Here is a 21691-nt window from a genome sequence, read left to right as displayed (position 1 = left end):
CGCCGGCATCCCCACGGGAGAACATGATGCTTTCGAAATTTGACCGTTCCTTTACGTGGGCCAACCAATTCGTTGTCGGCTCGCTGATGCTCGCTATGGCCATTCTAGTCTTCGCCAATGTCGTCCTGCGATATCTCTTCGGCACGTCGCTGCCATGGGTCGAGGAAATCACCCGCTACATGATGATCTGGGTTGCCTGGCTCGCCGTCGGCCTTGCCATGCGCGAAGGCGCCCATATCGCAATCGATAATTTTCAGAACGCCCTGCCACCGCTTTGGGCGCAATGGTTACGCTTCTCAGTATTCCTGATGATGCTGGGCTTCTTCGCCATCGTCGCCTGGTTCGGGCTCAAATACTCGCTCTTTGCCTGGAAGCAGGAGAGCGCCGTGCTGCGGCTTTCGTTGGGAGCCATCTATCTCGCCATCCCCGTCGGCTCGCTGCTGATGCTCGTTCACACATTGCTGATGTCCCGGCGGTTGATCACCCATCAGACCAACGCGGAAGATCAGGCCAAGGCAGCGGAGTTTTCCGTCGTATGAGTGCAGTCCTCTCCATTTCCTTTCTACTGACGCTGATCATCGGCGTGCCCATCGCCATCACGCTCGGCCTCTCGACACTGGTCGCCGTGTTGTATGACGGGCGCTTTCCCGCCATGATCATTCCGCAGCGCTTCTTTGCCGGCCTCGATAGCTTTCCGCTGCTGGCAATCCCGTTTTTCCTGCTGGCTGCCGAACTGATGACCGGCGGCCGCCTCACCGACGTCCTGTTGAAATTTGCATCCGCCTGCGTTGGTCATTTTCGTGGCGGTCTCGGCCACGCCAATATCCTGACGATGACCTTCTTTTCCGGCATCAGCGGCTCGGCCCTTGCCGATGCTGCAGGCCCCGGCGCGATCATTTCCAAGATGATGCGCGAAACCGGCTACAGCCCCGGTTACTCGGCGGCGATGACCGCTTCTGCCGCCATTGTCGGGCCGATGATCCCGCCCTCGATCATCATGGTCGTCTATGCGCTGACCGATAACAGCGTCAGCGTCGCCGGCCTGTTCCTGGCCGGCATCGTTCCGGGCCTGATGATCAGCGGCGCACTGCTTCTGGTGAACTATTGGATATCCGTGAAACGCGACTATCGCAGTTGGGAGGCCCGCCCTTCCCTTGGCGAATTCGTCCTCATCACCTGGCGCGCCTTTCCGGCCCTGATGCTGCCGGTGATCATTCTCGGCGGCATCCACACTGGTGCGTTTACGCCGACGGAGGCTTCCGCGGTCGCGGTGTTCTACGCCTGGCTTGCTGGCACCTTCATCTACCGGACCCTGACGCTCGACAAGATCCCTGGCATGCTGGTGCGCACTGCAATCATGACAGCCTCGGTGATGCTGATCATCTCGACCTCGGACGCTTTCGCTTGGGCGCTGACCGTGTTGCAGATCCCGCAGATGATCTCCGAATTCATCGTGTCGATGGGGCTGGGACCGATCGGTTTCCTGATCGCCGTCAACATCTTCCTCCTGCTGTTCGGCATCTTCATGGAGCCGCTGCCAGGCGTGATGATCCTCGTGCCGATCCTTGCGCCGGTTGCCACCGTAGTTGGCATCGATCCGCTGCAATTCGCCATGATCGTAATCCTGAACCTGACGCTTGGAATGATCACCCCGCCGGTCGGCGGCCTGCTCTTCGTCACCTCGCTGGTGACGAAGGTGCCCATGAATGCGCTGGTGCGCGAACTTTGGCCGCTGCTTGGCGCCGAGCTCGTCGTCTTGGCTCTGCTGACGTTCGTTCCGGGGTTCAGCACCTGGCTCCCGAACAGCTTCGGCTATCTAAACTGACAACCATCAACGATCATTGAGGAGGAATGACAATGGTTAGAACTATCGCATCCATCACGGCTGCTGCGCTGATCGCGCTCAGCGCCGGCACAGCCTTCGCCGCGCCGAAGGTGCTCAAATACGGTCACTTCCAGCCGGGCCGCGAGGACCAGCCGAAGCACAAGGCCGCTCTTGCCTTCGAAGCCTGCCTCGAAAAGATGACGGACAGTTCCATCGACGTCCAAATATTCCCGGCAGGCCAGCTAGGCAACGCCACGGCAACCCTTGAAGGCCTGAAGCTAGGCTCAATCGAAATGGCCGTCGTTCATGACGGTGGCATCTCCAGCATCTATCCCGCCTTCGATATCTTCGCCCTACCCTATCTCTTCCCGAACCACGAGACCGCCTACAAGGTACTCGACGGTGATTTCGGCAAGGAATTCGGCGATGCGATGCTTAAGGAAACCGGTATCCGCCTGCTCGCCTATGCCGATAACGGCATCCGCCAGTTCACCAACTCCAGGCATCCGATCAAGACGCCCGACGACCTGAAGGGCCTGAAGATGCGCGTCCAGCCGTCGCCGGTCTACATCGCACTGATGGAAAGCCTTGGCGCCAGCCCATCGGCCATCGACTGGGGCGAACTGCCGGCGGCACTGACGCAGGGCGCCGTGGACGGCCAGGAAAATGGCGTGACTAATATCATCGCCGCCAGCCTCTACCAGAGCCAGAAATACGCGACCCTCGATGGTCACGTCCACAGCCTGCACGCGTACCTGATCAGCGATGTCTTCTATCAGGGCCTGACCGACGCCGAGAAGGCCGCGATCGGAACCTGCACCACGGAAGCCCAGAAAATCCACCGCGACATGACGCGCGCGCAGGATCTCGCCGCCGAGAAGACGCTGACTGAGAAGGGCATGGAAGTCTATGTGCCGACCGCAGACGAGATCGAAGCCTTCCGCGCACTCGCCCAGCCGGCCGTGCGCAAGCACCTCGACGCCGCCGCCGGTCCCGAATGGGTCGACAAGCTGATCAAGGCCCGCGACCAGGCGGTCACCAGCCAGTAAGCGAAAGGCACATCATGAACACGTCGCATTCGAAAGGTCCCCTCGTTGTCGTTCTCGACGAGGGGTACGGCGATACAAAGATCGAGCAGGCCGTGCTTCAAGCCTACGGTGCACGTGTCGTGGAAAGACCCTGTCACGGGGACGCCGCCGAAGTCCGGCGCGCCGTGGCAGGCGCCGCTGCAGTGCTGGTACGTGAAAGCCCGGTTAATGCGGAGGCCATCGCCAATATGCCGGATTGCAATGCCATCGTCCGCTACGGCGTCGGCGTCGATAACATCGACCGAACCTTCGCCGCCAGCCGTGGCATCTACGTCGCCAATGTTCCCGACTACGGTGTGGAAGAGGTCAGCGATCATGCGCTGGCGCTGCTCTTCGCCGTTGCCCGCCGGGTTGTCTCCCGTGACCGCGCCGTGCGGGACGGGGCTTGGAATATCGCTCGCAGCGAACCGATGCACCGGCTTGCAGGCGGAACCGTCGGGCTGATCGGCTATGGCCGGATCGGCCATGCCTTTCACCGCAAGGCCCGAGCGCTCGGCTATTCCCGGACGCTGGTGCATGACCCCTATCTGCGCGAGCCGCCGGAAGGCGTCGAACTGGTGGATGTCGATCTCCTGTGTCGGCAGGCGGACGTGATTTCGCTGCACGCGCCGCTGACGGAAAGTTCGCGGCATATCCTCGACGAGGAACGGATTTCTCTGATGAAACCAACAGCCATCGTCATCAACACCTCGCGCGGCGGACTGATCGATACGACAGCCCTTCAACGCGCGCTTTCATCCGGCCGCATCTTCGGCGCAGGTCTCGACGTTTTCGAACAGGAACCGCCGGGGCCAGCTCACCCGCTGTTCACGTTGTCGAACGTGGTCGTGAGCGACCATACCGGCTGGTACTCGGAGGAATCCGTACGGGATCTGCGCCGCAAGGCGGCAGAGGAAATCGCGCGGGTGTTTTCAGGCGATGTGCCCCGCAACTGGGTGAACCGCTGGGAACGCCAGCCCGTCCTTAATCCATCCATGACTTGACAGGAGCATACAAAATGACTTTGGAAGAACTCGTCGCCGGTTTCCGCGCCGTAGCAACAGCCTCGGTAGCCGATGCGGTCGACAAGATCACCGGCAAGACCGGCTTCATGGACGAAACGATGAAGCCGCGCATCAACGACAAGAAGATCGTCGGCCCGGCTGTGACCATCCTCGAGGGACCGACCGACGAATTTCTGCCGCCGCAGCATGCGCTTGACGCCATCGACGATAGCCCGGCCGGCAGTGTGATCTGCATCGCCATAAACGGCGAGAAGAATGTTGCCGTCTGGGGCGGGCTGATGACCGCCGGCGCTGTCGCGAATAAGCATGAGGGCGCCATTCTCGATGGCGGCGTTCGCGACATCACGGAAATTCGCCGCGACTATGATTTCCCGGTTTTCGCGCGCTCGGTCTCCCCCGGTACGACGCTCGGGCGCTACCGCACCTATTCCGCCAATGAACCGGTGAAGATTGCTGGTGTCATCGTCCATCCGGGCGACATCGTGGTCGCGGATATCGATGGTGTCGTCATCGTGCCCCGCCAGCATGCGGAAGCGGTGCTGGCCATGTCGACGGAGATCGATGCACGCGAACTCGAACAGGCTCAACTGATCATCAGCGCAGGTTCGCTGCGCGAAGGCCTCGCCAAGTACGGGCGCATCTGAGGACTTGAAATGCAACTGGATATCATCGGGCTCGGTGAGCCGCTCATCGAGTTCAACCAGACGGGCGCCGACGGCAGCTACATGCTTGGCCATGGCGGCGACACCTCGAATGCCGTTATCGCAACCGCACGTCAGGGCGCGCGTGCAGGCTACGTAACTGCACTCGGCAACGACCAGTTCGGAGACAGCTTCATCGAGCTCTGGTCACGTGAGGGTGTCGACACGACTGCCGTGCAACGCCACTCCGAAGCGCATACCGGCGTCTATTTCGTCAGCCATGGCGACAAGGGGCATGTCTTCAACTATCTGAGGGGAGGCTCCGCCGCGAGCCGGCTGGGTCCTCAGGACCTGCACGAAGCCTATCTCGCTTCCGCCCGATATCTGCATGTCTCCGGCATCAGCCAGGCCATCAGTGCGACGGCTTGCGATGCAGTATTCCGGGCAATCGAAATTGTACGGGCGGCGGGCGGCAAGATTTCCTATGACACCAATCTTCGCCTCAAACTCTGGCCGCTTGCCCGTGCCCGCGCCATCGTCGATGCCACGATCCCGCTCTGCGACGTAATCTTCCCGAGCCTCGAAGACGCAACCGTCCTCACCGGTCTCAGCGACCGGGATGAGATCTTGGACCGCTATCTGGCTCTCGGAGCGCCGCTCGTGGTGCTGAAACTCGGAGCGGACGGCGTGCTGGTCGCAACAGCCAGAGAACGGCGCTATCTCGCAGGCCGCAAGGTCCGGACGATCGATGCCACGGGGGCGGGTGACACCTTCGACGGGGCATTCCTCGCCGCAACGGTCAACGGTGCCGATCCCTTCGAAGCTGCACGTTATGCCAATGCAGCGGCAGCACTTTCGACAGAGGGCTTTGGCGCCGTCGCGCCGATCCCGCGCCGGGACGACGTGCTTTCCTTCCTTGCGGCGGAGGACGGCCAATGAAGCGCGCGATTGTGACCGGCGGCGGCCGAGGCATCGGGCTTGCAGTGGCGATCGCCCTTTGCGAGGCCGGCTATGAGGTGATCGCCACCGGCGTCGATGCTGCGGAAGTCACGGCCATGCCGCAGGTGAAGGGTTTGAGCGGCCGGGTGCTGGATGTTCGTGACAACGATGCCATTACCGCGCTTTTCAACGGGCTGGAAAGCCTCGACGCGCTCGTCAATTGCGCCGGCCTGATCCGGCGCGGCGGGGCGGAATATGAGATCGAAACCTTTGCCGATGTCATCGATATCAATCTCAACGGCATGATGCGCACCTGTAACGCCGCAAAGCCGCTGCTGGCAAAGACAGGCGGCGCCATTGTCAACACGGCCTCGATGCTGTCCTTCTTCGGCGGCCCCACAGTCCCCGCTTACACAGCAAGCAAAGGCGGTGTGGCGCAACTCACCAAGGCACTGGCGGTAGCTTGGGCATCCGAAGGCATCCGCATCAATGCCGTTGCCCCCGGCTGGATCGCAACAGAACTGACCCGCCCTTTAGTCGAAGACAGTGCACGCGCCGAACCGATCTTATCGCGAACGCCAATGCGGCGCTGGGGTACCCCCCAGGATGTTGCCGGCCCAGTCGTTTTCCTTTGCTCGGACGCTGCGCGCTTCGTAACCGGAATAATCCTGCCTGTTGATGGCGGCTATGCCTCTGCGTAGACAAGGAGATTAGGATGAGCTTTCAACCCGTCCACCCGCTTTCGCCACTGGAGATTGTCACCACGGCTGTACCCGAGGATGACCGCCTCTGGGTGCCGCAGGCGCCAGATGTCTGGTTTCGGCCACTGATGCTCAACACGATACAGGGCGGCTGGTGCAACCTGCTGAAGGTGCGTAAAGCTGGAGTGCTGAGCAGACACCGCCACCCGGGCCCTGTCCATGGTTATGTCATCAAAGGTAAGTGGTACTATCTTGAGCACAGCTGGGTCGCAACTGAGGGCGCCTATGTCTTTGAGCCACCTGGCGAGACTCACACGCTTACCGTGCCCGACGATGTGGAAGAGATGATCACCTTCTTCAATATCTCTGGCTGCATGTATTACGTCGACGAAAATGGTCACCATACGGGCTTCGAGGATGTGTTCACGAAGATTGACATGTGCGGGGCCTATTACGAAAAAATTGGTCTTGGCCCAGATTTCGTGAAGCAGTTCGTGCGATAGTACAGGAAGGTGAGTTTAGTGAAAAATGTCACATGAACCGACCTTTCGGAGGAGAATGTCATAGCGCTCCGTAAACGAGGGGCGCCGCCTCTGGCAGGTTTGGACAAAAAGAAAGTGGGTCGATGGAAGTCTGCGGCCGGTAGCCAACTGGCCACGCACGAAATTCATCGCCGAGACATGGTTGAAACGGGTGGCCGCGGTCCGGTTTGACCGCAGCATTTCTTTCACGTCCGCTTTGGTACCTTGTTGCGCAGTTGAAGACTCATCTCCTTGTGAAGGCGATAGCTTCGCTTCGGATTGACCGATCAACGATATCGCTTGAGCAGGACATGCACGCGCCGATATCCAAACCGACCGCGTGTCTGGCAAATGTCTCTGATCCTCAGCTTCAGTTCAGCCTGCTCGCCGGGTTTCGACTTGTAGACACAGAGCAACCAGTCGAACTTCAGCACCGCACAGTCCCGGCGGGTTGACACCTTTTTCTCGGACCAGACCTTGTCGACAGTAAGCGCTCATTTCCCTGCACGTTGCCGCGTGTCGTTTGACCGTCGTGGCTGTCAAGCGTTCGTCTGGGATCAGGCAGTAGCGGTCCTGGCGAAGTTGAATGGCAGCAGGTCGGAGATGTCGGTATCCGATGCGCGTTGCGGCAATTCGCTGAGGATGTGGCGCAAGTAAGCCAATGGTTCGATACCGCAGGCGCGGCAGGTCAGCATGATGCTGTAGACGACGGCACTGGCCTTGGCTCCGTCCGCAGTATCGCTGAACAGCCAGGATTTTCTTCCAGTGGCAAAAATCCTGATATCACGTTCCAGCAGGTTGTTGTCGATCGGCATTCTGCCGTCTTGAGTGTAGCGCGTCAGGTATTCCCATTGGTTCAGGGTGTAGGATACGGCGTCGCCGATCTTGCTGTCGGGCAGGACCTTCGGCGCGATGTCATCGAGCCATGCCTTGAGAGCGTTCAGGATGGGGACTGTGCTGCCGGCGGAAACGGCGAATGCATTCGGCTTGCATTTCTCCAGCTTCCGCCTTTTCTACTCTGGCTTGGCTTTCGATCCGGTAGAGCTGCTCGAAGAACTTCAGCGCCTGCTCCGGTGGTCCGCCACCTTTCTTCCTTGTCTTCAGGGCATCGACGAAGCGACGCCTGGAATGGGCCATGCATCCCAAATGCGTTGCCCCTTCCAACGTTCGCCAGGCGGTGTAGCCATCGCTCATCAGTATGCCGCGGTAGTCGCCGAGGAAGGCCTGCGGATAAATCTGGCCGCGGCCGGGTTGGTAGTCGAGAAGCACGATCGGTTCATTGCTGTCCTCACCGCTCCGATACGCCCACATATAGGATGTGCTGGTGGCCTCCCTGTCCTTTTCCTTCAGAACCTGGACCGTCGTTTCGTCGCCGTGGACAAGCGGTTGGGCCCGAAGCCGGAGCTTCAGCGCATCGTAGATGCGGGAGAGATGCCTCTCGCTCGATCCGATCACCCAATGCCCGAGAGCGCCGCGGCTGATGGGAACGCCGGCGCGCTCGAAGGCCTGGGACAGGCGGTAAAGCGGCGTGCCGTCGACATATTTGTGGACGAGCGCGAAGGCCAGCGTCGAGGCCGTGGCGATGCTGCCCGGCAAGGGCTGCGCGGGCATCGGTGCGAGGACCACAGGCGTGTTGATGCCGGTCCGGTCGCAATGACGACAGGCATATTTGAACCGAACATTCTGCAGGACCTTGGCCTTTACCTCGATATGGAGCTGCTCTGAGACGGCCTCACCCATGCGATGCATCTGGTGATGGCAGCACGGACAGGCCTTCTCATCGTCGGTCAGGTCATATTCGACGCGCTCGCGCGGCAGATGTTCTGGCAGGGGTTTGCGGCCGCGCTTCTTGCCTTGCAGTTTCTCGGTTGACGCCAAACCCGTGTCCGGCAGGTCGACGAGATCGCCGTCGTCGTCGCCAGCGTCCTCCTCATCGGCAACCTGCTCGGCTTCATCAAAGAGCCGATCGACGTGCTTTTCGCTCTTCGGTGCAAACCGATGGAGCCGCGCCAGTGCCAACTCTTCCTCGAGCTTGACCACGCGGGCGCTGAGCGCTTCTTTCTCGGCTTTCAGCGCGGCGATTTCGGCAGCATTCGCTGCCAATTGCGCCATCAGTTCCGCAATGCTGGGTTCGCCGGGTCGGTTCATCAGATTCTTGAATCTGAGCCGCGCCGACGCGTCAACAGAAGAAGTCGGCAGCCGTCACCCGGCGATATGGTATTGCCGAACCGGATGACGGACCATCGCATCAATATCGATGCCGTCGAGAATCCAGTGCAATTGCTCAGTCGAAAGCGACACCACCGCAGTTTCTCGGTGTGGCCATCGGAATCTGTCCTCGGTCAATCGTTTCAGGACCATCACAAAACCGGAGCGATCGAAGAACAACAGCTTCATCCGGTCGCGACGACGATTGCAAAAGGCAAAGACCGCAGGCGCAAACGGGTCGAGCTCCATCGTCTCCTGCACCAGGACAGCAAGGCTGTTGATGCCGGCGCGAAAGTCGATGGGCTCGCGATGCAAGTAGACCTTGAGATCAGCGCCTAGTCTGAACATGGCAAAGCGCTCCGATGATTGCCGTCAACGCATCCACATCACCACACTCCAGCGAAAGCCTCACGCCGTTCGGCAGCAAAGCCCTGATCTTGGAAGAACCACAGGGGCCTGCTGTCCGCCCCGGTGATGCCGGTTGGCTTTCACCTCGTGCGACCTCCACATCCAGCGAGCGGGTCTCATCAGGCCGGCCACAGTCGGCGGCGATGACCGAGATAAACGTCGATCGTGATGATACCGTCGGCAACCCAGACTCCCTGGCATCTTTGACCCACTTGCGGAGAACGTTCGCGTTGACCCCATGGGCAAGAGCCAGGCCCGATATCGACACCCCTGGCTCAAGGCAGGCCGCTACAAGCCGGGCCTTTGATGATGGATCATAGCGGCGTCGACCATCACGCCCCACAAGCCGCACTCGCAGTTTCTGCTCTTCGTCACTCATATTTGGCGTCCACCTATTTTAAGTGGACACTTCATGCGGCAGAGGCCTCGGTGGTAAAAGGTGCGCCGAAATTAGCGCTTACTGTCGACAAGCGAACGCTCGCGGGCAAGCTTCTAGGCGTTTTTTGACAGCACAACCAAAAGTATGGCCATGTCCGGCGACGGGCCGGCGACGATCCGCTTCAGTTTGGCATTCTCCTCCTCAAGCTGGCATAACCGCTCATCTCGGAGAGCATCAGGCCTGCATAGTTCTTGCGCCAATTGTAGAACGTGGCATCGGACATGCCCGCCTTCGGCACACCTCGACGACCGATGTGCCGTCTTCCTCCTGCTTCACAACGAACGCAACCTGCGCCTCGCTAAACCTCGATGCCTTCATTGCAACTCGCTTCTGTCCCCGTAGGCAACATAAGCGGAAACCCAGCTCCAAACGGCTCTACTCATGGGGGCAACGGCTTGGGCAATGACGAAATTCATCTCCATTCCACGTTTAAGATGACCTCCTCTCGGCAGTTCACCAGGGCAAAATTAAACCAGCCAACATGACAGGCGAACCGGGGCACACTCCACTAGCAGGCGTATCCGCACGCCTACGACGCCCGTTTGGCATACGACGACAGCAGAATGACACTTCCCGATTCTGCTAGAATTTCGTTCAAGCCCTCAGTAACTAAATGAGGTATACGTACGTGCGTCTCGTAGAAACGCAATGGATCAAATTTCCCAACACCGTAGGGTAAGTTCGAAATCGATCCCGTGTCTAAGACAATGTTATCGATTCTATCAACGCCAAAATTTTCCGAAAGGACTACGATTAGTTCCCGAGCAAATAACGTTATATTTGTTTTATTTGCATCAAAAAACATCATCGCCGCACAAGCACCGCAAGACTCAATTTCCATTTTCACTTTTTCAGCATTGTCCGCACGTTGATCGTATGTTCCGATTATGTGGGTACCCAATTTTGCCAAAGTGAGCGCGCTATAATGAGCGGCGCCGCCGCACGCGCCAATGACTAGTGCAACTTTTTTGGACATGACACCGTATTTTTCATGTAGGTCGTTCGCGACAATGATGTTAAATCCTAGGGATCTTCCAGTCTGATCAACTTCCTGTACGGCGCAGAATCTGTGGCTCACATCTAGACCGACGCCGCTGCTGTTGTTGCCTCTAGCTTACTGCTTTAGCTTGTTCGGGACTTGATGAGAGTTCCTTTAGGAGCTTTGACTGGCGAACACGTGGGTCAAGTTCGGGGTCTTGCAGATACGCCAACATTGATGCAGCGCTGTCCGCCATCTGCTGCAGTGTTGCACGTGCCATACCGTGAAACACGAACGGCCGTAGATAACTCATTTGCGCAAGAATTGCCGTTTGCTGAAATGGCTTTAGGAACTCATCCATTGAAAAGTTATTGTACCCTCCGGCATGATAGCTATCGGCCGGCCCTCCAGTCGAAACAAGAAGTAAAAGCTCCTTACCCTTCAGCTTATCACCGTCCGGCCCATAAGCAAATCCGTAACTTAATACTTGGTCCATCCACGACTTCATCACTGGTGGGCTCGAATACCAGTAAAACGGAAACTGTAAGGCGATCCGGTCGTGGTTGAGCAGAATGGCCTGCTCCGCATCCTTATCAAATCTCATTTCCGGCCCACCAATCTCGGTAAGGTTACGAATCGTAATACTCTGCTGTTTCGCAATCGAGTTGAACCAAACTCGGTTGATTTGAGACTTTGATAGATCTGGGTGAGCAGTCAAAACAAGTATTTTCATGTTGCGAGCCTTGATTAAATTTTAACTGAGTAATGAGTCAAAAGTGGAAAGCCTTCCTCGCTCAGTTGGTAACGCCAAATCTCCCGAGCGGTCACATCTACGTGTGACCCTTGTGCTAACTGCGCACGTAGACGCACCTTGAAACTGACAGTGCCTTCCTGAACATCGATTTCACTTAGATCGTGTTGAGTTGGGCGTAGAAACGAAGCCAAAACACCCACATACCAAGCTCTAAAGCGAGCGTGGCCGTGCAGAGTGCGGTCGACATCGGGCATATCCCATTCGACATCAGGATGAAGGTTCGGCAGGAACGCATCAACAGGGTCCAGTCGATCAAATCGATAGAACCAGTCCGTTATGAAATTATACATGATCTGTTTTTTATCCATCACATCACCACTTAATTCTCCTGCAGCCGCGGAAACGGCCGTGCGTCGAGGAACGAGTGCGCGTCCTATCTTGTAGGTACTTCCCCGTTAGTCCCCATATTGCAGAGACATCCGGGTAATTTTTCCACTCTCGTTCCACCAGTACGAATAGTGGACGATCCAACTGAGCCAGTTGACCTCAGTTTTCGCATAGCCTTTATCGGCTTCTAGAATTGCCCGAAAACGAAATGTGTCGCCAGCGGGAAGGACTTCGCGTAGTGCCCATGCCTTGATGGCATCGTAGCCGACGAAGGTGCGAGACACGTCGACCATTACCGCTTCGTCTGTGAAACAGGCCATATAGGCGTCGATATCTTTAGCATTGACACTGTTCTGGTAGCAGGTGATTGCAGGTGGTAGGGCCTGAGCCCAAGCGGCCGGGGCGATGAGAAGGGCTGCCACGAAGGTGCGAATGAACATCGGATCTCACTCTTATAACTGCTCATTTGTCTGACTTGACGCGTTCAGCCGCCAGAGCCGGCAGGTTTTCATTGCCAAGTTGCGTACGCAAATTTGCCCGCATGAAGGTAATCCGCCACCCATTCTCAGTCCGAGCGAGCACATGCTGGTAATCGCCGATGAACACCCAAGTATCCTCTCCTTGGTCGTTCTCGAGAACGTGGGTAGCGTAAATGTTCGACGTGGTTGTAGCTGTGTCGCCGTCCACGATCACGCTTTCAGTAGCCATCAGGTGATGTGTGCGATCATAACCGGGCAGGACCGTTTGCCAGGCAGCAACAATTTCCTCGGGCAGCAGGGTTGGAAGGTCTTTGGCGGTACCAGTCGCTGCATTTGCGTACGATGTGTAATCCAGTACAGCGCCTGCAGGGTGGAATTGGGCGGCAACCCGATCCCAATCCCTTTGGTCCGCGTAGTAGCCAACATTGTTGATGGTGTTGAGCACTTGTCGTTCGTCAGTCATATCAGCCATGACAGGCGTCGCGGCCAGGAAAGCACAAGCCAAAAGCGTCTTCATTTTCGATATCCTTAAAGGGTTGAGGTCTGCGAACCGGCGCGCGACTGCGCAATTGCGGGGAGCTCCATGTTCCCAGTCATAAATTTGAAGCAAAAAACATTCGAGCTAAGCCGCCATTTGCCGTCGGTCTTCCGGAGACCAAGCACATAGCTGCCGTAGACCGTCCAAAGATCGCCACCTTCGGCAGCGGAGATCTGATGGCTGGCCGTCACATACGCACGAACCGTTGCTGTATTGCCGTTTTCTTCAATGATGAGGGGACTGAGTTGATGATGCGTAGCATCGAAACCAGGGAGCAGTAGTTTCCATTCGTCTAGAACATTCCCCGGGCTCAGATCAGTACCGGGTCCGGCGCCAAAGCTCGAGTAATCCAGATAAAACGGGGTGTGCATCATGCTGAGCACCTTATCCCAATGACGACCATCAATGGCAGCAAAGTAAGATTGAACGGCATTAGTTACTTCAGTCGACATTTGGCTTCCGTTTCAGGGTGCGTCTGAACTTCTGTTGCTTTGGGCATGACGTGATTAGGCGAGCTGTCCGCCAGTCATATCGAGATCCATCCCGTTAACGCTGGTCGCGTCATCAGAAGCAAGGAACAGTACGCCAACAGCTATTTCATGAGCCGACATGATGCGTGGCGTCACAAAATTTGGTGCCATGTTTTCGTAGGTGAGGCCCTGATACGCAAAGCTTTCTTTGAGCATAGGTGTATCGACCGCCAAGGGAGAGATTGAGTTGATTCGAATGTTGTTAGCGGCCGATACGTTCGCTCCGGCTTTAGTCAAGCCAATGACCGCATGCTTCGAGGCGCTGTAGTGACCGGTGACGCCGAAACCACGATGCCCCGCTACTGACGCCATATTGACTATGACACCACCACCCTGCGCCTTCATTTGCGGAATTGCGTACTTCATACCGTAAAAGGCGCCCTCGACATTAGTCGCCATATGGTCCTGGAATTCCTCGACAGGAATATCCTCGATCAGTGCAGGCGTCATGAATATTCCAGCATTGTTGAAAAGAATATCTAGGCGCCCTGCCTCTTCAACAATTGTAGATATGAAGCGTTCAACCTGCGCCGGATCACGAACATCTGACACGATCCAGGTTATATCGCCCCCCTTGCTTCGAATTTCGGCCTCAACTTGCTTGCCAAGAGCGTCGCGGCGCGCGGTTATATACACTTTCGCCCCCTCCATCGCGAAGGCGTCTGCAGTCGCCCTTCCTATACCTGAGTTTCCACCGGTAATTGCGACAACCTTCTTGGCAAATCTTCCATTCGGCCTCATTTGTGTCGCGATGGCTGGCGCGTTGGAAGTACTTGCCGCGGCCGAACCAGTAATGGCCGCGCTGGCCAGGATAAAGCCGCTGTTAGTGAGGAAAGCGCGGCGATCGGTAAAGTTTTTTTCGGGCATGATTTCGTCCTACAGTTTGCGGTTGGATGAAGTTGGCCAAATCGCGAAAATACGATTTGGCGTCAGCTACGCGGTGGCAGGCGTGGAACTCTAATGGATGCTGATCGCGCCTAACCTAAAGTGTCGCGCGACCCTCGGATAACTTACCGCCTCATCGCTCTCAGGCCGGGCAGAGCCGTGTCGTAAACACACCCTCGTCGCAGTATCTGCGGGAGGCTACAACCAACGCCCAGTGACGAGCAAATCGCTTCCGCCAGCCTTCGCGCGTCATACTTGTCCATAGAAAATCTGCCACAGATCACTTTCTAAGACCTGAGAGCAAGCTTCCCCATACAGATGGCCCCGCCCACGCGTCAGAGACCATCAGTGGCGATTTCTCAGCATGTCATAGACTAACGGGGAGCGATTATCTCGACACGGACGACTGCCACAGACCCATTGGTCGCTCGTGCTTAAATAGCCCCACAAGGGTCCACGCCGTCGCAAAACGCTGTCTAGTCGTCTAATCTGTTGGGCACAGGCGCTAGTTTATACTGTGACCAGAAAAAGCTGTTTGCGGCATCCTGGTCGGCAGAAAGGTTGGTCGCCTCTACAATCTTGCCATTCTCGATCCGGTAAATCAGCGCCCAAGTCGTGTCGACATTCACGGCGCCATCGACTGTGGAAAAGCCCCGGTGAACATCCACCACATGCTTTTCGTCCGCCCCAAAGTAGATGGGCTCTGCCCGAAATCCGGCCAAAGCAAGCTGGCCAAAAAAAGCAAGAACCTGGTCGCGCCCTTGAAGCGTACCGGATAATGGGTGCCGACCAGGGATATGCCAGCGAACATTTTCATCCAAGACAGCGGCTATTCTACCGAGATCGTTCTGACCGTAAGCGGCAAAGAAATCTTGCACGACCTTTATGTTGTCCTCCGGCGTTCCGGCCATTGCAACTCCTCCGGAATAAATTGACGCAGCAATTAGGGATGCACACACGACGGCTTTCATTCTCAGTACCTTTCATCTGCTAGAAATGCTGCAACGGCATCGGCGGATTTCGCAACGACATCTGCGCGGTCGTAGAAATCAAACTGGCTCACGTCCTCACCGAGCCACACCCTTTGGAGCGGAGCTTTCGTACGCGCCTCGTAAGCGGCGACTCCGGCAGGAAGTGCCATGGAAGGCGAGCCGACGATCAGCAAAGGCTTGGTTAGACGCTCTGCGGAGGAAATAGCGTCGTATGTAAGCCACGGTTTCCAACTCGCCACAGAGAATTTATTGTCATATTCGGCGATGAGGCCGCGATCGGGCTCAGTGTAATACGGCACTTGATGCATTACCGCGCTTTCGTCCTCGACGCTGGCTCCGAGCAATATTCTCGACTGAGCGTTCTCGGTTTCACTTGATGCGATCAGTTTCGATACCTTCTCGGAACCGCCGTAAATACCGACCGCCATCTCCGGTTCATGCAACCACGGAGCGACAAGAGCGAGCTTGAAGAACTCTTTTTTCTCGACGACTGCAGCTGCCATGTAACCTGCAGAGGCGCAAATTCCGAGGCCCGAGATCTGATGTCTATCAATCTCGTCGAGCGAGCAAAGGAACGCTATTGCAGCTGTGATGTCCTGAGTCTTCTTCTTCGGATCCTCAATGTACCGCGGAGCTCCATCACTCTCGCCCCACCCTCGAAAATCGAAGGCCAGCGCAGCATACCCTCGTGCTGCAAGTTCACGCGCGTAGGTTCCTGCCATTTGCTCCTTGATTGTCGTCCAAGCGCCGGTCACGATCACAGCCGGAAACGGGCTTGCTACGCGTGTGGGTGCATACAGCACCCCCTTCAAGTTTACGCCGTCGCTGTCGAACGAGACACTCCGAGCCACAACCCCTTCGATATCAGGTGTGTTCTGTAAGTTGATGCGTTTCTCGCTCATGGTTCTCTCTCTTGACTTTTCATGTGATTTACGCGGTCATGATTAAACTTACGGGAGCGCGTTGGCCGCGTTAATCTCCCGACTCCTCATTACATTCATGTATGATATCGAATAATAGCACCGTAGGACACTAATGCGGCTCCCACTTGCAACACTTGAGGTCTTCCTCGCCATCGCCCGCCACGGAAGTCTGCGCGCAGCAGCCGACTCGCTTGGCTTGAAACCATCCACTGTCAGCCATCAATTGAAGTCGCTAGAGGACCAACTGGACACAGCACTGTTTGTCAGAACGACCCGAGCAATCAGCCTGACAGAGGCTGGGCGCGCGCTCCTACGAGGTGCAGATCCAGCTTTTGAGCAATTAGCAAATGCGCTCGATAGTGCGCGCAGCACAGGCCATGAGGCCCGCGGGACTCTTAAACTTGCAATGCCGGAGTTCGTCTATCAGCTGATAGTCGGTCCGGCTTTGCCAGAGTTCGTCGCTGCTTATCCGCAGATCGAGATGGAACTCTCGGTGACCGACGCTTTTTCAAACATTCTCGACGAAGGCCTTCACGCGGGCCTCCGTCTGGGTGATCGTATCATGCAGGATATGGTGGCCGTGCGCATAACTCAGCCGTTGAAGTTGGTAGTGGTGAGTAGCCCAGGGTACATTGAGGAAAGAGGCATGCCGACGAAACCCGCCAACCTTATGGAGCACAATTGCATCAGATACCGCTTCCATACGTCTGGTAGGATCTATCCATGGGCGTTCCAGGGCGACGAAGGCGAATACAGCGTTGATGTACGTGGAAGCCTAATCGCAAACACTTTACCGGTATTGATAGATCTCGCGTCGAGGGGACTTGGCCTTGCTTACACGTTTCGAGATTACTGCGAGCGAGAGATATTCGATGGTACTCTCATCGCAATTCTCGAAGATCACACGCTGCAGGTGCCCGGCGTCCACATTTACTTTCCACGAGAATACCGCTCGATGGTACCTCTGCGCCTGTTCGTTGATCATTTGAAGGGTTTCGGGCGACAGAATGTTAGACCTCTGCCCACGTTCAAATCTTCAGATTGAATTAAAAAGGCGGTTTCTCGTCTGTCCCCCTAGCGCCGCAATGTGGCACAATGAGTCAGAATTGACTGATCTTCTTGGCAGAGTCGTTCGTTCCTTGGCCACCAGTGCCAAAGTTCCGGACCGGCTAATCAACCGTTCGCGACAGGAGACCAACTGGTAATCAATTTTTCTCAGCATACTCGGAGACCGCTTAAGAGGCATTCAATTCACAACTACCGATGTGTCATGCGGGGGCTTCGTCGATAGGGGACTTGGGTAATACGGCGGTTTTTACTGCACCAATTCAGACTGAAGGCTTTTCCGACCAGCCGTAGCCCTGCAAACGAGGGAATGACTAGAGTATCCGTTGTGATCAAGTGGGTTTTGGCTCCCATTTTCGATTTGTCCGGATCAGTGCGTTTGCCAGCACGATGACCTTTGGCATGATGGCGGTGATGGCGACCTTGGGTTCTTTTCCGGCGGCTTTGAGCTGGTCGTATTTGGCCTTGAGGTCCGGGTTGAAGCGGCAGGCGACGAGAGCGGGGATGTAGAGTGCCTGGCGGACGATGGCCCTTCCACCAGCAATGAACGCGCGTCCGGTCCATCGCCCGGACTGCCGGCTCATGGGTGCCAGTCCGCAAAGGGCCGCCGCGGCTTTCTCATCCATCTCGCCGAGTTCGGGCATTTCGATGAGAAGCGTGAAAGCAGTGATGCGCGACACGCCGGGGATCGAGACAAGGATATCAAACCTGGCCTTCAGAAGCGTGTCTTCTGCAATAAGCGCCAGGATGGCCTGGTCCACGGCCTTGATCTGCCGCTCGATCTGGCGGAGCCTGTCGGCGTTCTGTCGTTTCAAGAGCGGGCTGGAAAGGGTCTTGGCTCTGTTCTTTGCAGCGGTCCCATCCTTAATGAGCGCCAACCGCGCCACATGCAACTCTTTCAGGTCATTGTTGATTTGCGCGCTAGCCTGCAGGAGACGCGGTTCAAGAAGCGTGCCGTAACGGGCCAGCATTGCGGCATCGATCGTATCTGTCTTGGCAAGTCTGCCGGTAGCCTCTGCAAAACGTCGGGCAGAGCGGGGATTGACCTTGGAGAGCGGCACCCCTTGTGTCGTCATGAAGCGCTCGAAGGCCTTGTGATAGGTGCCTGTGGGTTCATAGACAATCCGCTCCACGCCTATTGTGCCAATCCATCGGACAATAGCTGCAAATCCCTTGCGGTCATTGGCAACCTTCAAGGTTCCTCCGTCAGGCAGGCTGTGCAGATCGATATGCTCTTTCGAGATGTCCGCGCCGATGGTAATATTCGTCATCATTTCTCATCTCCCATTTTTGTCATCCGAGCCTTAAAACTCGGGTATCCGTTCAGGACGATTGGAAAAGATGGGGGCGATCAAACTCTAGCTCGGCCCGGCATTCGCAAAAATGGCGGCCTCGCATCTCACGATCCGTACCCAATCGCCGGCAGAGGATGGTCGTCCTCTCCGGCTCTTCTTTATCTCACGAAGAAGCAAGAAGTTCATAAGACAAGCATTTCCGGTGATCGCGTGATCACCGGAAATGCTCTATCTTTTTGTTTTTACCCAGTCCGGACGCAAAACCGCTGACGCACTTTTGCTGGACCTGCTCTAGTGTGAATGCAATCGTAAGCCCCCGGTGAAGGCCGTCTTGCGAGGTTGATGCGAACATCGGAAGTCCTAGTGCAAACACTAGGAGTAGTCCTATGACGAAGCATCCGATTGAAGTGATCACGTCTGTCGAGCGCCGTCGGCGCTGGTCGCGCGAAGATAAGGAGCGGCTCGTTGCAGCCTGCCTTGAGCCTGGGGCGGTGCTTTCCGAGATTGCGCGATCGGCTGGCATCCACGTCAGCCAGCTCTTTCGGTGGCGCAAGGAGCTTTGCCAAATCGAGGAACCGAGAACCGAGACGGCGAACACCTTGGTGCCCGTGATCGTATCGGAGGCCGCGCCGTCAGTCCAACCCGTTGCTTCGGAAGCGCCGGCCTCATCGCAGCCCCGCCGCAAGCGTAGCGATGTGATGATTGAGCTGGGCCGCGGTCGGCGCATCCGCGTGGATAGCGACATCGACACGGAGGCGCTTGGCCGCATTCTCGATTGTGTACTGGGTCGGCGATGATCCCGGTCCCTGCTGGTGTGAAGGTCTGGCTGGCAACGGGCCATACAGACATGCGCAAAGGCTTTCCCGGTCTGTCGCTGATGGTGCAGGAGACGCTGAAGCGCGATCCGATGTGCGGGCATCTGTTCGTGTTCCGCGGTCGTGGCGGTGGCCTGATCAAGGTCATCTGGCATGATGGCCAGGGAGCATGCCTGTTCACGAAGAAGCTGGAACGGGGACGCTTCATATGGCCGTCGGCGGCCGATGGGACGGTCGTGATTACGCCGGCGCAGCTCAGTTATTTGCTGGAAGGTATAGACTGGCGGATGCCGCAAAAAACCTGGCGACCGACCTCGGCCGGATAAGCAAAAATGCTGGAATGGCGGGAGTGAATATGATTCCATCTCGCCATGAACACCTCCGTCGAACAGCTTCCGGACGACCTTGCCAGTGCACTCGCACTGCTTGCCGAAGAGCGCGCGCGGCGTGTTGCTGCCGAGGCAGAGGCGGCGACCGCCAAGGCGGAAGCTGCCAGCGCGAGGGCGCTAGTATCGCATTCCGAGGCGCTAATCGCACGGCTGAAGCTAGAGATCGAGAAGGTCCGGCGCGACCTCTACGGCAGTCGCTCTGAACGCAAGGCGCGGCTTCTCGAGCAGATGGAACTGCAGCTTGAGGAGCTGGAGGCTGATGCCGGCGAAGATGAACTGGATGCAGAGATCGCAGCCAGTGCCTCGACGGTCAGGGCCTTCGAGCGCAAGCGTCCGTCACGCAAGCCCTTTCCTGAACATCTGCCGCGTGAACGTGTCGTTATCGCCGCCCCAGCCAGTTGCCCCTGCTGCGGCTCGGCAAAGCTGTCGAAGCTCGGCGAGGATATCACCGAGACCCTGGAGGTCATCCCGCGTCAGTGGAAAGTCATTCAGACCGTGCGGGAGAAGTTCTCCTGCCGCGAATGCGAGAAGATCACTCAGCCGCCAGCGCCCTTCCATGTGACACCTCGCGGCTTTACCGGCCCCAACCTTCTGGCGAGGATCCTGTTCGAGAAGTTCGCCCAGCATCAGCCGCTCAATCGCCAGAGCGAGCGCTATGCCCGAGAGGGGATCGACCTCAGCCTGTCGACGCTTGCCGATCAGGTCGGTGCGTGTGCCGCGGCCCTGAAGCCAATCCATTCGTTGATCGAAGCCTATGTCCTGGCCGCCGAGCGACTGCATGGCGACGACACGACCGTGCCGATCCTGGCAAAGGGAAAAGACCGATACAGGCCGCATCTGGACCTATGTCAGGGATGACCGGCCGTTTGGTGGGCTGTCACCGCCTGCAGCTTTGTTCTACGCAACGCGAGACCGACGACAGGAGCATCCCGAACGCCACCTGAAGACTTTCTCCGGCATTCTGCAGGCGGATGCCTATGGCGGCTACAATCCGCTGTTCAAGGCAGATCGCGATCCCGCGCCTCTGCGCCAAGCACTCTGCTGGGCACATTCACGCCGCAAGTTCTTCGTGCTGGCCGACATCGCCGCGAACGCCAAACGTGGCAGCAAAGCCGCATCGATCTCGCCGATGGCGCTGGAGGCTGTCAAACGGATCGATGCCCTGTTCGATATCGAACGGGAGATCAACGGCCTTAGCTCCGAGCAGCGCTTGGAGCGCCGCCGCCAAGACAGCCAGCCACTCATCGAAGAACTGCATCACTGGCTCCAAACCGAGCGGCTAAAACTGTCGCGCAGTTCTCCTGTCTCTGAGCCGATCGACTACATGCTGAAGCGCTGGGATGGCTTTACGTCATTCCTCGACGATGGCCGAATTTGTCTCACGAACAACGCCGCCGAACGCGCGCTCAGAGGCTTTGCTCTCGGCAGGAAGTCATGGCTCTTCGCCGGATCGGATCGTGGTGCTGATCGTGCCGCCTTCATGGCGACGCTGATAATGACGGCCAAGCTCAATGACATCGACCCACAAGCCTGGCTGGCGGATGTCCTCGCCAACATTGCCGACACGCCGATCAGCAGGCTGGAGCAATTGTTGCCGTGGAACTGGACACCCAAGACGCTGAGTGCTCAGGCGGCCTGACCTGCGGCCTTCGCCGGATGCTTACGTCTGGAAAAGCTAAGCGATGCATTTACAAAGCACTAGAGGGCCAACTCTCTACTGGTTGGTTAGAGAAAATTGACAGATGCTGCTCTGGGACCAAACCTCGCACCGCCGGGATTAGAGTTTTCCGGCTCTAATCACGATGACCAGCTAGTTGCGCCACCGGGACTGTGTAGGGCGATCGGGACATTGCTCCTTGTAGTACCTGCGCCAAGTCTCCGACTTT

25 protein-coding genes and 2 pseudogenes are annotated in these 21691 nt (G+C 57.3%); 12 read left to right on the top strand and 15 right to left on the bottom strand.

The window, feature by feature from the left end; genetic code table 11:
- The first annotated feature begins 26 nt into the window (after nt 1–26).
- From C0V73_RS12940 to C0V73_RS12905, 8 genes are read left to right on the top strand one after another with little or no spacing between them, the layout of a single operon-like run.
- Nucleotides 27–539, top strand: a complete 513-nt coding sequence (locus C0V73_RS12940) for a TRAP transporter small permease (RefSeq protein WP_210200163.1) — start codon at nt 27–29, stop codon at nt 537–539.
- The gene (locus tag C0V73_RS12935; RefSeq protein WP_102020420.1) at nt 536–1825 is read left to right on the top strand and encodes a TRAP transporter large permease; all 1290 of its coding nucleotides are present in this window, start codon (nt 536–538) and stop codon (nt 1823–1825) included. Before C0V73_RS12940 ends, C0V73_RS12935 begins: the two co-directional genes overlap by 4 nt.
- A 32-nt stretch (nt 1826–1857) precedes the next feature.
- Complete coding sequence (locus C0V73_RS12930; RefSeq protein ID WP_102020419.1) at nt 1858–2874, top strand: DctP family TRAP transporter solute-binding subunit; 1017 nt, start codon at nt 1858–1860, stop codon at nt 2872–2874.
- A gap of 14 nt (nt 2875–2888) precedes the next feature.
- Complete coding sequence (locus C0V73_RS12925) at nt 2889–3896, top strand: C-terminal binding protein (RefSeq protein ID WP_102020418.1); 1008 nt, start codon at nt 2889–2891, stop codon at nt 3894–3896.
- Between the two features lie 14 nt (nt 3897–3910).
- On the top strand, nt 3911–4561 hold the full coding sequence (locus C0V73_RS12920; RefSeq protein ID WP_102020417.1) for an RraA family protein: 651 nt from the start codon (nt 3911–3913) through the stop codon (nt 4559–4561).
- Between the two features lie 9 nt (nt 4562–4570).
- Entirely contained in the window at nt 4571–5497 is a 927-nt protein-coding gene (locus C0V73_RS12915; RefSeq protein WP_102020416.1) for a sugar kinase, read from the top strand.
- Nucleotides 5494–6198, top strand: a complete 705-nt coding sequence (locus C0V73_RS12910) for an SDR family oxidoreductase (protein WP_102020415.1) — start codon at nt 5494–5496, stop codon at nt 6196–6198. The genes C0V73_RS12915 and C0V73_RS12910 overlap by 4 nt, the downstream gene beginning before the upstream one ends.
- Nucleotides 6199–6212: 14 nt before the next feature.
- Nucleotides 6213–6701, top strand: a complete 489-nt coding sequence (locus tag C0V73_RS12905) for a 2,4'-dihydroxyacetophenone dioxygenase family protein (protein WP_102020414.1) — start codon at nt 6213–6215, stop codon at nt 6699–6701.
- A gap of 575 nt (nt 6702–7276) precedes the next feature.
- Here the strand turns inward: C0V73_RS12905 and C0V73_RS23285 are convergent.
- The 14 genes and pseudogenes from C0V73_RS23285 to C0V73_RS12845 form a co-directional block, all read right to left on the bottom strand.
- Entirely contained in the window at nt 7277–7414 is a 138-nt protein-coding gene (locus C0V73_RS23285) for a transposase domain-containing protein (RefSeq protein ID WP_245407979.1), read from the bottom strand.
- Nucleotides 7415–7498: 84 nt separating this feature from the next.
- Nucleotides 7499–8831 (bottom strand): annotated as a pseudogene (locus C0V73_RS12900) (IS66 family transposase); the annotation flags it as partial.
- A gap of 90 nt (nt 8832–8921) precedes the next feature.
- Entirely contained in the window at nt 8922–9275 is a 354-nt protein-coding gene (gene tnpB / locus C0V73_RS12895) for an IS66 family insertion sequence element accessory protein TnpB (RefSeq protein ID WP_102020413.1), read from the bottom strand.
- Nucleotides 9256–9714 carry a transposase gene (locus C0V73_RS12890; RefSeq protein ID WP_102020412.1) on the bottom strand — a complete coding sequence of 153 codons (459 nt, stop codon included), beginning with the start codon at nt 9712–9714 and terminating at the stop codon, nt 9256–9258. The genes tnpB (C0V73_RS12895) and C0V73_RS12890 overlap by 20 nt, the downstream gene beginning before the upstream one ends.
- 116 nt (nt 9715–9830) lie before the next feature.
- Nucleotides 9831–10092 (bottom strand): annotated as a pseudogene (locus tag C0V73_RS23280) (transposase); the annotation flags it as partial.
- Between the two features lie 211 nt (nt 10093–10303).
- Entirely contained in the window at nt 10304–10750 is a 447-nt protein-coding gene (locus C0V73_RS12885) for a hypothetical protein (protein WP_102020411.1), read from the bottom strand.
- Between the two features lie 133 nt (nt 10751–10883).
- Nucleotides 10884–11486, bottom strand: coding sequence for an NAD(P)H-dependent oxidoreductase (locus tag C0V73_RS12880; RefSeq protein ID WP_102020410.1), 603 nt, complete (start codon nt 11484–11486; stop codon nt 10884–10886).
- A 14-nt stretch (nt 11487–11500) separates the two neighbouring features.
- A complete protein-coding gene (locus C0V73_RS12875) occupies nt 11501–11875 on the bottom strand; it encodes a nuclear transport factor 2 family protein (RefSeq protein WP_102020409.1) in 375 nt (124 codons plus the stop codon).
- Between the two features lie 87 nt (nt 11876–11962).
- A complete protein-coding gene (locus tag C0V73_RS12870) occupies nt 11963–12334 on the bottom strand; it encodes a nuclear transport factor 2 family protein (protein ID WP_102020408.1) in 372 nt (123 codons plus the stop codon).
- 22 nt (nt 12335–12356) lie between these two features.
- Nucleotides 12357–12890, bottom strand: a complete 534-nt coding sequence (locus C0V73_RS12865) for a nuclear transport factor 2 family protein (protein ID WP_102020407.1) — start codon at nt 12888–12890, stop codon at nt 12357–12359.
- Between the two features lie 11 nt (nt 12891–12901).
- Nucleotides 12902–13363, bottom strand: coding sequence for a nuclear transport factor 2 family protein (locus tag C0V73_RS12860; RefSeq protein ID WP_102020406.1), 462 nt, complete (start codon nt 13361–13363; stop codon nt 12902–12904).
- Between the two features lie 54 nt (nt 13364–13417).
- Nucleotides 13418–14308, bottom strand: a complete 891-nt coding sequence (locus tag C0V73_RS12855; protein WP_102020405.1) for an SDR family oxidoreductase — start codon at nt 14306–14308, stop codon at nt 13418–13420.
- Nucleotides 14309–14802: 494 nt separating this feature from the next.
- A complete protein-coding gene (locus tag C0V73_RS12850) occupies nt 14803–15297 on the bottom strand; it encodes a nuclear transport factor 2 family protein (protein WP_245407968.1) in 495 nt (164 codons plus the stop codon).
- A 2-nt stretch (nt 15298–15299) separates the two neighbouring features.
- Nucleotides 15300–16220 carry an alpha/beta fold hydrolase gene (locus tag C0V73_RS12845; RefSeq protein ID WP_102020404.1) on the bottom strand — a complete coding sequence of 307 codons (921 nt, stop codon included), beginning with the start codon at nt 16218–16220 and terminating at the stop codon, nt 15300–15302.
- Nucleotides 16221–16353: 133 nt separating this feature from the next.
- Between C0V73_RS12845 and C0V73_RS12840 the strand changes: the two genes are divergently transcribed.
- Nucleotides 16354–17286, top strand: coding sequence for a LysR family transcriptional regulator (locus C0V73_RS12840; RefSeq protein WP_102020403.1), 933 nt, complete (start codon nt 16354–16356; stop codon nt 17284–17286).
- Nucleotides 17287–17638: 352 nt separating this feature from the next.
- Here the strand turns inward: C0V73_RS12840 and C0V73_RS12835 are convergent, their stop codons facing one another.
- Complete coding sequence (locus C0V73_RS12835; RefSeq protein ID WP_102020817.1) at nt 17639–18577, bottom strand: transposase; 939 nt, start codon at nt 18575–18577, stop codon at nt 17639–17641.
- Between the two features lie 410 nt (nt 18578–18987).
- Here C0V73_RS12835 and C0V73_RS12830 point away from each other — a divergent pair, with 410 nt between their 5' ends.
- The 3 genes from C0V73_RS12830 (at nt 18988) to C0V73_RS12820 (ending at nt 21444) form a co-directional block, all read left to right on the top strand.
- Nucleotides 18988–19398 (top strand): transposase, encoded by a 411-nt coding sequence (locus C0V73_RS12830; RefSeq protein WP_102020402.1) that lies wholly within the window; start codon nt 18988–18990, stop codon nt 19396–19398.
- Nucleotides 19395–19742 carry an IS66 family insertion sequence element accessory protein TnpB gene (tnpB, locus tag C0V73_RS12825; protein WP_102020401.1) on the top strand — a complete coding sequence of 116 codons (348 nt, stop codon included), beginning with the start codon at nt 19395–19397 and terminating at the stop codon, nt 19740–19742. The genes C0V73_RS12830 and tnpB (C0V73_RS12825) overlap by 4 nt, the downstream gene beginning before the upstream one ends.
- A 45-nt stretch (nt 19743–19787) precedes the next feature.
- Nucleotides 19788–21444, top strand: a protein-coding gene (locus C0V73_RS12820) for an IS66 family transposase (protein WP_245407967.1) whose coding sequence is annotated in 2 segments (ribosomal slippage) — nt 19788–20621 and nt 20623–21444 — 1656 coding nt in all. Because the reading frame shifts where the segments join, the coding sequence is not laid out codon by codon here.
- Nucleotides 21445–21691: the final 247 nt, after the last annotated feature.

The sequence above is a fragment of the Rhizobium sp. TH135 genome (assembly GCF_002855515.1).
Taxonomy (GTDB): Bacteria; Pseudomonadota; Alphaproteobacteria; order Rhizobiales; family Rhizobiaceae; genus Allorhizobium.
This window is presented reverse-complemented; position numbering and strand designations above follow the sequence as displayed.

Bases quoted from the DNA above. Each gene is read 5' to 3' on its own strand.
- C0V73_RS12940 (WP_210200163.1), top strand. From the start codon at position 27: ATGCTTTCGAAATTTGACCGTTCCTTTACGTGGGCCAACCAATTCGTT.
- C0V73_RS12935 (WP_102020420.1), top strand. From the start codon at position 536: ATGAGTGCAGTCCTCTCCATTTCCTTTCTACTGACGCTGATCATCGGC.
- C0V73_RS12930 (WP_102020419.1), top strand. From the start codon at position 1,858: ATGGTTAGAACTATCGCATCCATCACGGCTGCTGCGCTGATCGCGCTC.
- C0V73_RS12925 (WP_102020418.1), top strand. From the start codon at position 2,889: ATGAACACGTCGCATTCGAAAGGTCCCCTCGTTGTCGTTCTCGACGAG.
- C0V73_RS12920 (WP_102020417.1), top strand. From the start codon at position 3,911: ATGACTTTGGAAGAACTCGTCGCCGGTTTCCGCGCCGTAGCAACAGCC.
- C0V73_RS12915 (WP_102020416.1), top strand. From the start codon at position 4,571: ATGCAACTGGATATCATCGGGCTCGGTGAGCCGCTCATCGAGTTCAAC.
- C0V73_RS12910 (WP_102020415.1), top strand. From the start codon at position 5,494: ATGAAGCGCGCGATTGTGACCGGCGGCGGCCGAGGCATCGGGCTTGCA.
- C0V73_RS12905 (WP_102020414.1), top strand. From the start codon at position 6,213: ATGAGCTTTCAACCCGTCCACCCGCTTTCGCCACTGGAGATTGTCACC.
- C0V73_RS23285 (WP_245407979.1), bottom strand. From the start codon at position 7,414: ATGCTGACCTGCCGCGCCTGCGGTATCGAACCATTGGCTTACTTGCGC.
- tnpB (WP_102020413.1), bottom strand. From the start codon at position 9,275: ATGTTCAGACTAGGCGCTGATCTCAAGGTCTACTTGCATCGCGAGCCC.
- C0V73_RS12890 (WP_102020412.1), bottom strand. From the start codon at position 9,714: ATGAGTGACGAAGAGCAGAAACTGCGAGTGCGGCTTGTGGGGCGTGAT.
- C0V73_RS12885 (WP_102020411.1), bottom strand. From the start codon at position 10,750: ATGTCCAAAAAAGTTGCACTAGTCATTGGCGCGTGCGGCGGCGCCGCT.
- C0V73_RS12880 (WP_102020410.1), bottom strand. From the start codon at position 11,486: ATGAAAATACTTGTTTTGACTGCTCACCCAGATCTATCAAAGTCTCAA.
- C0V73_RS12875 (WP_102020409.1), bottom strand. From the start codon at position 11,875: ATGGATAAAAAACAGATCATGTATAATTTCATAACGGACTGGTTCTAT.
- C0V73_RS12870 (WP_102020408.1), bottom strand. From the start codon at position 12,334: ATGTTCATTCGCACCTTCGTGGCAGCCCTTCTCATCGCCCCGGCCGCT.
- C0V73_RS12865 (WP_102020407.1), bottom strand. From the start codon at position 12,890: ATGAAGACGCTTTTGGCTTGTGCTTTCCTGGCCGCGACGCCTGTCATG.
- C0V73_RS12860 (WP_102020406.1), bottom strand. From the start codon at position 13,363: ATGTCGACTGAAGTAACTAATGCCGTTCAATCTTACTTTGCTGCCATT.
- C0V73_RS12855 (WP_102020405.1), bottom strand. From the start codon at position 14,308: ATGCCCGAAAAAAACTTTACCGATCGCCGCGCTTTCCTCACTAACAGC.
- C0V73_RS12850 (WP_245407968.1), bottom strand. From the start codon at position 15,297: ATGAAAGCCGTCGTGTGTGCATCCCTAATTGCTGCGTCAATTTATTCC.
- C0V73_RS12845 (WP_102020404.1), bottom strand. From the start codon at position 16,220: ATGAGCGAGAAACGCATCAACTTACAGAACACACCTGATATCGAAGGG.
- C0V73_RS12840 (WP_102020403.1), top strand. From the start codon at position 16,354: ATGCGGCTCCCACTTGCAACACTTGAGGTCTTCCTCGCCATCGCCCGC.
- C0V73_RS12835 (WP_102020817.1), bottom strand. From the start codon at position 18,577: ATGACGAATATTACCATCGGCGCGGACATCTCGAAAGAGCATATCGAT.
- C0V73_RS12830 (WP_102020402.1), top strand. From the start codon at position 18,988: ATGACGAAGCATCCGATTGAAGTGATCACGTCTGTCGAGCGCCGTCGG.
- tnpB (WP_102020401.1), top strand. From the start codon at position 19,395: ATGATCCCGGTCCCTGCTGGTGTGAAGGTCTGGCTGGCAACGGGCCAT.